We start from the raw sequence: 11840 nt of genomic DNA, 5'->3' as shown, positions 1-11840 counted from the left end.
GATTTCCTGATAGTTCGACTGACGTGGAGAAATGTCGATGAAGCGTTTCCTGATGACATTGCTGGCCGCCGGGTTGCCAATGCTGGCCAGCGCCCAGGCCTATCCGTCCAAGCCCGTGCGGCTGATCGTGCCGTTCCCGGCGGGCGGGCCCGCYGACGTGCTCGGCAGGGTCGTGGGCGAGGGGCTGTCCAAGGCGTGGGGCCAGAGCGTGCTGGTGGAGAACAAGGCGGGCGCGGCCGGTACCATCGGCGTGGAGCAGGCGGCCAAGGCCGCGCCGGACGGCTATACGCTGGCGGTGGTGCCGGTGGGCAATATCGCCGTCAATCCTTCACTGTTCCGCAGCCTGCCATACAAGGCGCAAGACCTGGTGCCGGTGACGATGCTGGCGACGGCGCAGAACGTGCTGGTGGTCGGCGCCAACGTCCCCGCCGCTTCCCTCGCGGATCTCCTCAAGCTGGCGGCGCAAAAGCCGGGCGAGCTGACCTTTGCCTCGCCCGGGGCCGGGAGCCAGGCGCACCTGGCGGGCGAGTTGCTGCAGCTGGACGCCAAGGTCAAGCTCAACCACATTCCCTACAAGGGCGTGAGCCCGGCCATGACCGACCTGGTCGGGGGCCAGGTGACCATGATGTTCGCGCAGGTCTCGTCGGCGTTGCCGTACGTCAAGGCGGGCAAGCTCCACGCGCTCGGCGTGGCCAGCCAGAAACGCCTGGCGGTGATGCCCGACGTGCCCACCATTGCCGAGCAGGGCTTCCCCAGGTTCGAGGCGGTATCCTGGTATGCGCTGATGGCGCCGGCAGGCACGCCCAGGGAGGTGATCGCCCGCATCAATCACCAGGCGCTTGAAGTCCTGGCGAACCCGGCGCTCAAGGAGAAGCTGGCCACGCTCGGCATGGATCCCAGCGGCGGCACGCCGCAGGAACTGGCCGCCACGATCGAGCAGGACAGCGCGCGCTGGGCCGGTGTGATTCGCAAGCGCCAGATCACGGTGGACTGAGCGCGTTGCGAGGCCGCCAGTCCGATCCGCTGCGCCAATAGCAGGCAGCGGGGGGATCAAGCCGGGATCAAGCCGGTGCAGTCCTGGACCCCGCTCGCGACAGGCGACGACGCCTTTACCCCGCCACCAGGTAGTTGCCGCGCAGCTCGGTGACGTCGCAGTTGTGGCCCTCGCCGCCGCGGTCCACCACCAGGAAGCGCGCCGCGCCTTGCGTGACGATCAGCGAGTGATGCCAGGCGCCGCGCTTGTAGTTCACGCCTTGCCTGCCGTTGGTGACGAACACGCGGATGGCCGATTCGTCGATCTGGTCGCCAACGGGCGCCACGACCACGAGGAAGGCGGCCTCGTCCAGGGGCACGAAGGCCTGGCTGCCCAGCGGATGCCGCTCCATGGCGCGGATGCCGAGCGGCAGCGCATAAGGCTGCGCGTCGAAGAAGCTGATCAGCGCCCGGCCGCCCTGCGTGCCGACATCGACGCTGGCAAGGTCGTCATAGCGCAGCGTCATGCCGCCATTGATCACCATCGGCGCGCGCCCCTCGCTTTCGATGACATCGCCAAACGGGGCGAATGCGGCTACGGTCAGTGGCTCCACCTGCAGGCGCACCGGCGCTTGGGATGGCAGTGGGGGCTGGATCGCCTTCTCGTCGGGAGCAGACACGTTTTTCCTTTTTCCTCTTGTCATGGGTAAGAAGTGGCCGGGGAAGGCGCTTGGCCAACCTCCGCGGATCAACTGGTAATACCAGTGGTGCCAGTATCCGATTGTCAATGACTGGCGTCAAGGCGCTTGTATCACAGGGTTTACGCCGCTTTTCCAGGGAAACGCCGGGACGTATCCTTCGCCATCTCCAAGAAAACAGACTGGTAATACCAGTTGAGATAGCAAGCCGAGCCACCTGAGGAGGAAACCGCTGTGTCCCTGACCACCGCCCCATCGCTAGCCCCCGAGCCCGCCGCCGCCCACGCGACGGCGGCGCAGGAAAACGCTGTCTACCGCAAGGTTGCGTGGCGCCTGCTGCCGTTCCTGATGCTCTGTTATGTCGTGGCCTACCTTGACCGCGTCAACGTGGGGTTTGCCAAGCTGCATATGCTTGGCGACCTGCAGTTCAGCGAGTCCGCCTACGGGCTGGGCGCCGGCCTGTTCTTCATCGGGTACTTCTTCTTTGAAGTGCCGAGCAATGTGCTGATGCACCGCATCGGCGCCAAGGCGACCATCTCGCGCATCATGATCATGTGGAGCGTGATTTCGGCGGCGATGGTGTTCGTGCAGACCACCACGCAGTTCTACGTGCTGCGCTTCCTGCTAGGCGCGGCCGAGGCGGGCTTTTACCCCGGCATGATCCTGTACCTGACCTACTGGTTCCCGTCGCACCGCCGCGCGCGCATGGTGGCGCTGTTCATGTGCGCGATCCCGGTGTCGGGCATCTTTGGCGGCCCGCTCTCCGGCTTCATCATGGAATCCATGCAGGGCGTGGCGGGGCTGCGCGGCTGGCAATGGATGTTCCTGATCGAAGCGCTGCCTTCGCTGCTGGTCGGCGTTGCCGTGCTGGCCTACCTGGACAACAACATCCGCTCGGCGCGCTGGCTCACGCAGGGCGAGAAGGACCTGCTGGAGCGCAACATCGCCAACGAGAACGCCACCAAAGGCGGGCACATGACCATGCGGCAGCTGTTCTCGGACCGCCGCATCATCAAGATGGCCTGCATCTGCTTTTGCACGGTGATGGGCCAGTACGGGCTGACGTTCTGGCTGCCGTCCCTGATCCGGCAGGCTGGCGTGAGCGGCGCGCTGAATATCGGCCTGCTGACGGCCATCCCGTTCTCCGTCGCGGTGTGTTCGATGATCCTGGTCAGCCGCAGCTCCGACCGCATGCGCGAACGCCGCTGGCACCTGATCGTGCCGTTTTGCTGCGGTGCCGCCGGCCTGGCGCTGAGCGCGATCTTCAGCGACAACGTGGTGCTCTCGCTCGCCGCACTGGCGCTCGCTGCGGGCGGCAGCCTGGCGACGTCGCCGTTGTTCTGGAGCCTGCCGACCGCGCTGCTGTCCGGCGCGGGCGCCGCTGCCGGCATCGCCATGATCAACTCGTTCGCCAACCTGGCGGGCTTTGTCAGCCCATACATGATCGGACTGATCAAGGACGCGACGCAGAGCACCAACCTGGCCATGTTCGTGCTGGCTGGCGTGCTGCTTTGCGGCGCGGCGCTGACCTATACGGTACCGGCGCGGCTGGTGAACAAGTAAGTCGGGCAGGTATGCGATGGCGCTGCCCGGGGCGTGCTCCGGGCGGGCCGTCGAGTACAATTTGCCGTCAATCCGGCGGCAAGCGCCGGCCCCCACCTTTCACGATCCCGCGCAGGACTTCATCGCACCCAATGGTCACAGCTACCGCCATCTCCGCCAACGCCGCGAACCTGATCCGCGAGTGGATCGAGGGTGGCAAGTATCCGGCCGGATCGCTGTTGCCCTCGCAGCGCGACCTGTCGGAGCAGCTCGGCATCAGCCGCACCTCGCTGCGTGAGGCGCTGTCCACGCTGCAGGGGCTCGGGCTGGTGGTCTCGCGCCCCGGCAAGGGCGTGTACGTGGCCGCCGACGCTGGCGACGGCGCGCCGCCGCCATGGCGTTTCTCCAAATCGCATTCGCTGACCGATATCTACCAGTTGCGCTTCGCGCTGGAGGGCTTCACCGTGGGGCTGGCCGCGGCGGCGCTGCTGCCGGAAGACATCGACGCCCTGCGCGAGAACACCGAGGCCATGCGGGTGTGCATCGACGCGTCCGACTTCACGCAGGCCGCCCGGCTGGACTTTGATTTTCATATGCGCATCATCGCGATTGCCGGCAACCGCGCCATCGCCGATATCCTGCGCAACAGCACTGACGTCATGCAGGAAAGCCAGCGCTTGCCGTTCTACCAGCGCGGCAGCCGCCATGCCACCTACACCGAGCATTGCGCCATCATCGACGCCTTGGCCGCGGGCGATGCCAGCCTGGCCCAGCGCGCCATGTCGGATCACATCGTCCGGGCGGCCCAGCGCGCCGGCGTGCATTTCCCCGCGGGCAGCCGCGCGGGCGACGGGGCGGCGCCGGGCCATCTGCCCGGCTGAGCGCGCCTTGCGGACGGAGCCGATAAAGGCATCCAGGATTTCTCCTAAAGTTTCTGCGCGCATCGCCGTTATCCAGACGACGAAGCAGGCGTAGTCCACATAAAAGGGGAGATGCAGCAATGATGTCATTTGCCAACCTGACCATCCGTACGCGCCTTGGCGTGGGATTCGCGGTGGTTTTGCTCTTGATGGCCGCGGCAATCGCGGCCGGGCTGGACCGCTTGCCCGGGGCCGGCGGCGGTGACGCGCAGCAAGCCATCGATGGCGCGCGTACCTTGATGTTTACCCTATGGCTTGTCGCGCTTCTGGTGGGCGCCGCCTTTACCTACGGCATTGCGCGCAGTATCGCCGAGCCGCTAGGCGAGGCTGTCTATATCGCCGAGACCGTGGCCTCCGGCGACCTCAGCAAGGAATTCGAAACCGAGCGCAAGGGCGAATTCGGCCGCTTGCTGGCCGGCATGGGCGAGATGGAAGACATGCTCACGGACCTGGTGACCCGCATCAAGGAATCGACCGATTCCATCTCCGACGCCTCCAAGCAGATCGCCGCCGGCAATGCCGACCTCTCGCAGCGCACGGAGGAGCAGGCCTCGGCGCTGCAGGAAACCGCATCGAGCATGGGCGAGCTGACCGCCATGGTCAGGCAGAATACCGAGCGCGCGCATGCGGCCAATGAGCTGGCGGCCAATGCCTCGCACATTGCGCAGCGCGGCGGCACCGTGGTGGGCGAGGTGGTGGAAACCATGCAAGCGATCAGCGCCAGCTCCAAGAAGGTCGTCGACATCATCGATGTGATCGAGGGCATTGCGTTCCAGACCAACATCCTGGCGCTCAACGCCGCCGTGGAAGCGGCGCGCGCAGGCGAGCAAGGGCGCGGCTTTGCCGTGGTGGCCGGCGAGGTGCGCACGCTGGCGCAGCGCAGCGCCGCGGCCGCCAAGGAAATCCGCGGCCTGATCGGCGATTCGGTTGAACAGGTGCGCAACGGCTCCGCGCGGGTGGAGCATGCCGGCCAGACCATGCGCGAGATCGTGACGGCGTCCAGCCAGGTCACCACCATCCTGGGCGAGATTTCGGTGGCATCGGCGCAGCAGAGCGGCGGCATCGAGCAGGTCAATCAAGCCGTGATGCAAATGGATGCGGTCACGCAGCAGAACGCAGCGCTGGTGGAACAAGCCGCCGCTGCCGCATCGGCCCTGGCGGAACAGGCGCACCAGTTGCAGAACGCGGTGGGCGAGTTCAAGCTGGAAGCCACCCCCGACGACGACGCCCCTGGGCAACACCGCTTTGCCGGCACGCTGCAGGGCGCGCACGCCTGATCGCTGGCGGCAGGCCTTGTGATGCGGGCGCGGCTTGCGTGCCGCGTCCTGGTCATATCGGGTTGTATTTCTTACACGGATGGTGGGCATTTACCGCCACCGTGTTCTTGCCAGTCTCCCTGCGCACTTCATTTTTCCTCCGCGCACGCATGATGGGCGCCTGATCCGGCGCTTCTCGGCGGCAACCCGCGCCGCAGCCACTATTCTTAAATCGGGCATCGAAGTTGCGAGCCAGTCCATGGCGACAAGCCATTCGCGTGGACTGCTCGTGCTTTTGGCCTTGTTGACGATGTCCTGCCAAGGCCAGCGCGGCCACCGCGGCCAGCGTGGCTACAGCGGCTAATAAAAAGGAGTGCCTGATGACGAAAACCGTGAGAAGCAAACTGCTGCTGGGCGTGATGCTCGCCGGCGGGTTCCTGGTTTCGGCCCAAAGTTTTGCGCAGCCGGACCGCGACTCTGACCGTGGCTACCAATACCAGGGCCAGCCGCAGCCGCCCCGGGATGACCGTGGGCGGCCGGGTGACGACCGTGACAACGCGCGTAGAGGGCCGGGCCAGTGGCATAAGGGCGACAGGCTCCCCGCGGAGTACCGTGATCGCCAATATGTGGTGGATGACTGGCGTTCGCACGACTTGCCGAAGCCATCGAAGGGCCACCACTGGGTTGGCGTTGGCGCGGATTACTACATGGTCGCGCCAAATGGGGCGATTGTGGATGTGGGCGGACGGCGCTAGAACGTTCTTCCCTGCCTGATCCGGCCTCATGCGATCCGGCGGCCGGATTCCGGGTGCGCGCAGGGCATGGATCGGTTGCATTCCATGACTACGCGCAACGTCAACGCAATCGACGTCGTCTAAACTCAATCGGGATACGAGCCTGGAGCCGGCCACGATGCCGGTTCCGGGTGCCGGCTGCGCGCACTTTGAACCAACGTGTCTGACACTTGGTTTTTTGCTGGGGCGTAGCCTGCGTCCGGGCTGGTATCCGGCGCGCGCCGTCATGGGCGCGCCGATGGTTGACGGACGGGGGCTTGCGTGGTTGCACAAGGCGCGGCCCTGTCCGGTTTGTCCCCCACAGAAAAAAGAGGATTAAAGATGTCAACTCGTCGTCATTTCTTGAAAGGCATTCCGATTATCGCGGCGGCCGGCGCGCTGGGTGTTTCCCTGCCAGCCCGGGCACAGGGAAGCGGCCCGATGGTGGATGAAAAGGACCCGCAGGCGGTCGGCCTTGGCTACAAGGCGGATTCGTCGAAGGTGGACAAGGCCAAGTACCCGAAGCATGACGCCAGCCAGCATTGCGGCAACTGCCAGCTCTTTCAGGGCAAGGCGGCGGACGCAAGCGGCGGCTGCCCCCTGTTCGCCGGCAAGCAGGTCGCGACCAAGGGCTGGTGCAGTGCGTGGGTGAAGAAGGCGTGAAGAAAGCTTGATGCAGCTTGATGCAGGTTGATGGAGGCTTGATGCCGTGAAGGCGGCGCTCGCGCGTCTGGGCGCGCGCGCCGCCTTTTTTTGTTCAGGCATCGATCGGCCACTTGGGCCGGTGAATGTGCCGATAGGGCAGGGAACGCAAATTGAGCGAGACCGAGCCTGGCGCGTCCGCATAGATGACATGGCGCGCAATCCGCGAGAACGCGGTGTGGAAGTGCTGCGCGGATTTGACGACGATCAGCGTCTTTTCGGGCAGACGGCAGCCGAGTTGCGTGAAGACATCGGTGTCCAGCGCCTGCGCGCGCCGGGTGATCAGCACGATCTCGATGCCATCCGCCTCCACCCGTGCAGCGTTGCCCACCGCCGCCGGCGCGCCCGACAGCCCCGTCATGATCATGTCCGGGACCAGCGCCTTCACGGTGCAAACCAGGTCGATGGGCTCGCCAGACATCGGGCTGACCTTGCCGCCGATGCGCAGCGCCAGCCGCGCGCCCACGCCGGCACTAAAGGCAATGCGCACAGCGATGGGATCCCACAAGGGGCCCACCGCCACGTTGCCGATGCCACGCTCGCGCAGGCGATGCAGCAGGAATGTGGCATCGCCCGCCGCGCCGCCGCCGGGGTTGTCGGCCGCATCCGCGATGACCACGGGCGCGCCGCCCGGCGCCATGGCCAATGCCAGCGCCTGGTCGATGGCCGCATCCGGGCCAGGGTAAGCGGGCGTCATGGTCTCGCGCATGCGGATCAGCTCGTCGGCCAGGCGCCGCGCGAGCCGGCGCGCGGCGGCGCCGTCGCCATCCGCGTACACCAGCAGCTTGGTGCCCATGTCTGGCACGTCGCCCCACGGGAAGCCATGCGCCACGGAGACCGAGAGGATGCCGTCGTGTCCCTCCAGTGCGATCAGCCGGTCGACGTAGCTGCGTGCAGGCTCCTGGTTGGTCCGGATGGTGACGACCATCCCGCAGTCGGCCACCGCCGCCACGGGGGCGATGTGTCCAGCCACCTGCGCCGCGCATAGGTCCACCAGCTCCAGCGCTCGCTCGCGGATATCGGTGTGCGGATATTCCTTGTAGGCCACCAGGACGTCGGCATGCGCCACCATGTCATCCGACAGGTGGCAGTGCGGGTCCAGCTCTGCGCCGATCACCACGCCGGGGCCAACCAGCGCGCGCACGCGGGTGAGCAGGTCGCCCTCGCAGTCCGCGTAGCCATCGGCCACCATGGCGCCGTGCAGGCCCAGCACCACCATGTCGACGGGCAGCGCCCGCCGCAGGTCGCCGAGCAGTTCATCGCGCAGCGCCTCATAGGCGTGGCGCGTGGTGATGCCGCTGGGCTGCGCGCCCGCGGCCATGCCCTCGATCACCACCCAGCCGCGCGCGCGGCCGCGTTCGCGCGCGGCCCACAGCGGGCCGCTGAACACGGTCATCTCCGGCGGGTGCGTGCCTGCGGGAAAGTAGCCGCGGTCGACGAACGCATCGAGCGCGGTCGGCAGCGGGGCGAAGGTGTTGGTCTCGGTGGCCAGCGAGCCGGTAAAAACGCGCATGATCTGCCGGCCTAGTCCGCGGTGGCGCCAGAGGCCTTGACCACCGCGCCCCATTTGGTGATTTCCGAGCCGACAAACTGGCGCAGCGCCTCGGGCGTGCCGCCGCCCGGCGTCGCCACCATCGCGGCGAGCTTCTCGCGGGTTTCCTTCTCGGCCATGATCGCGTTGACTTCCTTGTTCAGCGTATCGACGATGCTGCCCGGCGTGCCAGCGGGCAGGAACAGCGCATACCACGACACCACTTCATAGCCCTTCAACCCGCCCGCATCCACGGTGGGGATCTCCGGCGCGAAGGGCTGCGGGCTGGCGCTGGTCACGGCCAGCGCGCGCAGCTTGCCGCTCTTGATCAGCGGCATGACCGACGGCGCCGTATCGAACATCACCTGCACCTGGCCCGCCATCAGGTCGGTCAGCGCCGGCGCGCTGCCCTTGTACTGCACGTGCTCCATCTGGATGCCCGCCATCATCTTGAACAACTCGGCCGACAGCCGCGTGGACGAGCCCGCGCCGGACGACGCGAAGAAGATGCCCTTGGGATGCGCTTTGGCATAGCTGATGAACTCCGCCACCGTCGTGGCCGGCACCGACGGGTTCACCGCCATGATGTTCGGGAAGCGCGTGAGCAGCACCACCGGCGCGAAGTCCTTCTGGAAGTCGAAGGGCAGCTTCTTGTACAGCGAGACATTGATGGTGCTGGCATTGGAGCCTAGCAGGATGGTGTAGCCATCATTGGGCGAGCGCGCCACGCCGGCCGCCGCGATATTGCTGGCCGCGCCAGGACGGTTCTCGACCACGAAGCTCTGCCCGAGCCGCTCCGACAGCCGGTTGGCTACCAGCCGCGCCACGGCATCGGAGGAGCCGCCGGGCGCGTAACCGACCACGATCTTCACGGGTTTGAGCGGGTACGCGGGGTCTTGCGGCGCCGCGCCCGCGGTCTGGTGACAGAGCACGCCCAAAGTTGCGGCTGCGAGGATTGAAGCGAAGGGTTTCATGCTTTGTTGGCTCGAAGGGGAACGTGGTCGCGGATTTGCCGCCCGCACATTATTCGCAATTCCAGTCGTCCGAATCAATGTAAGCTTGCCGGGAAATTGTTGCCTATTTGGCAACAATTTGCGGAGTTTGAGACAGTCAGGAAACGTGAAACAGGAACGGAACATGGAAGGCGGACTGAGCGCGCGGCGCCTGCAGTATTTCTTCGAAGCGGTCAACACAGGGTCGGTGCGCGGCGCGGCCGAGCGACTGGGCGTGGAGCCGTCGATCGTCAGCCGGCAGATCCAGCTGCTGGAGACCGAGCTAGGCGTGGCGCTGCTGGAGCGCAAAGGCCGGGGCATCGTGCCCACGGAGGTGGCCGCCATCGTGATGGACCATTGCCGCGACCGCCAGGCCAGCGAGCAAGCGCTGATGGCCCGGCTCGATGAAGTGAACGGCCTGCAGCGCGGGGATATCCAGCTGGTGGCCAGCGAAGGCTTTGTGGATATCCTGATGAGCGGGGTGGTGGATGCGTTCTGTCGGCAATACCCCGGCATCCGCGTCTCGCTCAAGGTGGCGGGCGCCTCCGACGCCGTGCGCGCGGTGGCGCACGACGACGCGCATATCGGCGTCGTGTTCGGCGCGCCCGCGGACCCCGCCGTTCGCGTGGTCACGGCGCGCACGCATCCGCTGTGCGTGATCGCCTGGCCCGACCATCCGCTTGCGTGGCAGCGCAAACGGCCCGCCCTGACGGACGTGGCGCGTTATCCGGTGGCGCTGATGGCGCCGGGATTCGGCTTGCGCCAGCTGATCCAGATGGCCGAGTTGTCCGAGAACATCGTTCTCACGCCCAGCTTCGTCGCCAACTCCATCCTCACGCTCAAGCGCTATGTCGAGTGCCGCCTTGGCCTGACCTTCACCTCCTCGAATTCCGTGGTGAAGGAAGTCGCCAGGGGCGAGCTGGTGGCGCTGCGCACCACCAACCCCATCTTCGAGGCCGCACAGTCGCGCCTGATCGTCAGGGCCAACCGGCCGCTGACCAGCGCGGCACGCGGCATGCTTGAGCGCATCGAAGCGTCGCCGTTGTTTGGTGGCGGGCAATGAAGGCCGGCGGGCTTGCCCGGTACCAGGCGGGAGATGCCGGGCCTGCAAAGGCGCGGCGCTTTGAAACCCCTAGCCGGCGCTTTTTAATACCGCGCGATGCAGGGCAGCAGGAGCGGCCTTGGGCAGGTACATCCAGTGGCTGGGATGCGTCAGCTCCGGCACAAGGCAAAGGCGTCCGGTTTGTGGCTGGGCTAGCTTTGCGATGGCGGCGCGCACGGCATCCTTCAGCGCCCCGGCGTGCGGCGCAGCGCCCTTGGTGCAGCAGTTGACAACGATGTCCTTGCCGTTGCCGCGCCAGATTGCGTCCAGCCGCCGGGCGAAGTGGTCCGCGCCGATCGTGGGGCAGGCCCAGGCGGCGGCAAACACGGCGTCGCGGTAATAGGCCGGCGTGTAGGCGAGCGAGCACTGGTGGCGAATCGCGTTGACGAGGATCAGGTCGAAGCACGCGCCGGGCACCATGCTGGGCAGGCTCGCCTGGGGGAGCGGCCAGGCGTGCAGCCGGGCCCGGATCTGCCGGCCGCTCTGCCCGCGCGCCGGGCCTACGGGGACACGGCGGCGTCCTCTGGCGACAGAGGACGCCATGGGGCCGGAAAGCGGGGCGAACTCGGCCTTGTGCGGGCTTTCCAGCACCAGGATCAGGCGGGGCTGCCCGTGCGGGTCGAGCTGGTCGGTGTCTTGCCGGCAGAAGTCGTGGGCGAGTGGCTGGCCGGCTGCCGCTAGGTAGCGAAAGGTGTTGCCATGCACCACGGCTTCGCCCACTTTCTGGTCCGGGCAAGCGAACGAAGAGAATTCCTTGTGCCACTCCCGGCTTTCCCGCTTGCGATTGACCGCATCGAACGTGCGCCGGGCGATCCGCTCGAAGGCCAGCTGGCTGCTCGCAGGCATGGCCGTGGCTTAGCTCGGCATGGATGCCTGGGACAGGCTCGCCGTGGCTGGTGCCGCGGCGAGCCGTGCCGCGCGGCAAAGCGCGGTGGCTGTCGCAAGGCCCTGGGTCACGACGGCCATTGGCCGGTACAGCGCCGTGGCCAGCACCGAAGCCATGCGCTCTTGCGTCAGCGGGCCAAATGCGGCAAGGCACCTCTCCAGCGGCGGGGACGTCTCGGCGGCGATCAGGAATGCCAGRATTTCCGTGCCGGCTTCGCCCAGGCCGGCGGCCTGCGCCAAAGCCGTGGCGCGGGGCCAGGCCGGATACGCGGTGATGTAGGCGGGGTCGGCAGCGTAGCGGACGGCTTGCGCAATACCGGGGTCTTGCGCCGCCAATTGCACCCGCCGAGGATCTTGCGCCAGCTCCGCGCGCCGCAGCAGCCGTCTTATCCAATGGCAGACCACGGCGGGAGGCGGCATGTCATTCGTCATATCGGCGCTGGGTGCGGCAGGGAGCATCGGGGTTC

The 11840-nt window shown here is 66.8% G+C and carries 12 protein-coding genes; 7 read left to right on the top strand and 5 right to left on the bottom strand.

The genetic code is table 11. The features are described 5' to 3' along the window. Positions 1-37: 37 nt before the first annotated feature. Positions 38-994: a Bug family tripartite tricarboxylate transporter substrate binding protein gene (locus AC1DQR_RS22560; protein ID WP_416051995.1), complete on the top strand. Its 957-nt coding sequence runs from the start codon at positions 38-40 to the stop codon at positions 992-994. Between the two features lie 115 nt (positions 995-1109). Here the strand turns inward: AC1DQR_RS22560 and AC1DQR_RS22555 are convergent, their stop codons facing one another. Continuing rightward, complete coding sequence (locus AC1DQR_RS22555; protein WP_416051996.1) at positions 1110-1652, bottom strand: ureidoglycolate lyase; 543 nt, start codon at positions 1650-1652, stop codon at positions 1110-1112. Between the two features lie 258 nt (positions 1653-1910). On the opposite strand from AC1DQR_RS22555, the gene AC1DQR_RS22550 reads away from it, so the two are divergent. The 5 genes from AC1DQR_RS22550 (at position 1911) to AC1DQR_RS22530 (ending at position 6824) form a co-directional block, all read left to right on the top strand. Further along, positions 1911-3233 carry an MFS transporter gene (locus tag AC1DQR_RS22550; protein WP_416053226.1) on the top strand — a complete coding sequence of 441 codons (1323 nt, stop codon included), beginning with the start codon at positions 1911-1913 and terminating at the stop codon, positions 3231-3233. A gap of 131 nt (positions 3234-3364) precedes the next feature. Continuing rightward, positions 3365-4093 (top strand): FadR/GntR family transcriptional regulator, encoded by a 729-nt coding sequence (locus AC1DQR_RS22545; protein ID WP_174428415.1) that lies wholly within the window; start codon positions 3365-3367, stop codon positions 4091-4093. A 119-nt stretch (positions 4094-4212) separates the two neighbouring features. Then, on the top strand, positions 4213-5409 hold the full coding sequence (locus AC1DQR_RS22540; protein ID WP_416051997.1) for a methyl-accepting chemotaxis protein: 1197 nt from the start codon (positions 4213-4215) through the stop codon (positions 5407-5409). A 359-nt stretch (positions 5410-5768) separates the two neighbouring features. Continuing rightward, complete coding sequence (locus AC1DQR_RS22535) at positions 5769-6143, top strand: RcnB family protein (RefSeq protein ID WP_416051998.1); 375 nt, start codon at positions 5769-5771, stop codon at positions 6141-6143. Positions 6144-6503: 360 nt separating this feature from the next. Beyond that, positions 6504-6824, top strand: coding sequence for a high-potential iron-sulfur protein (locus tag AC1DQR_RS22530; RefSeq protein WP_043354321.1), 321 nt, complete (start codon positions 6504-6506; stop codon positions 6822-6824). A gap of 94 nt (positions 6825-6918) precedes the next feature. On the opposite strand, the gene AC1DQR_RS22525 is transcribed toward AC1DQR_RS22530, so the two are convergent. Both AC1DQR_RS22525 and AC1DQR_RS22520 read right to left on the bottom strand, forming a co-directional pair. Then, positions 6919-8376, bottom strand: coding sequence for a M81 family metallopeptidase (locus AC1DQR_RS22525; RefSeq protein WP_416051999.1), 1458 nt, complete (start codon positions 8374-8376; stop codon positions 6919-6921). Positions 8377-8387: 11 nt separating this feature from the next. After that, complete coding sequence (locus AC1DQR_RS22520) at positions 8388-9368, bottom strand: tripartite tricarboxylate transporter substrate binding protein (RefSeq protein WP_416052000.1); 981 nt, start codon at positions 9366-9368, stop codon at positions 8388-8390. Between the two features lie 163 nt (positions 9369-9531). Here AC1DQR_RS22520 and AC1DQR_RS22515 point away from each other — a divergent pair, with 163 nt between their 5' ends. Continuing rightward, entirely contained in the window at positions 9532-10449 is a 918-nt protein-coding gene (locus AC1DQR_RS22515; RefSeq protein WP_416052001.1) for a LysR family transcriptional regulator, read from the top strand. A 69-nt stretch (positions 10450-10518) separates the two neighbouring features. Here AC1DQR_RS22515 and AC1DQR_RS22510 read toward each other — a convergent pair whose 3' ends face one another. Continuing rightward, positions 10519-11334, bottom strand: coding sequence for a hypothetical protein (locus tag AC1DQR_RS22510; protein WP_416052002.1), 816 nt, complete (start codon positions 11332-11334; stop codon positions 10519-10521). A 9-nt stretch (positions 11335-11343) separates the two neighbouring features. Beyond that, positions 11344-11793, bottom strand: a complete 450-nt coding sequence (locus tag AC1DQR_RS22505) for a hypothetical protein (RefSeq protein ID WP_477133828.1) — start codon at positions 11791-11793, stop codon at positions 11344-11346. Positions 11794-11840 lie beyond the last annotated feature (47 nt).

It is taken from the genome of Cupriavidus sp. 05L411 (genome assembly GCF_056398045.1).
This window is presented reverse-complemented; position numbering and strand designations above follow the sequence as displayed.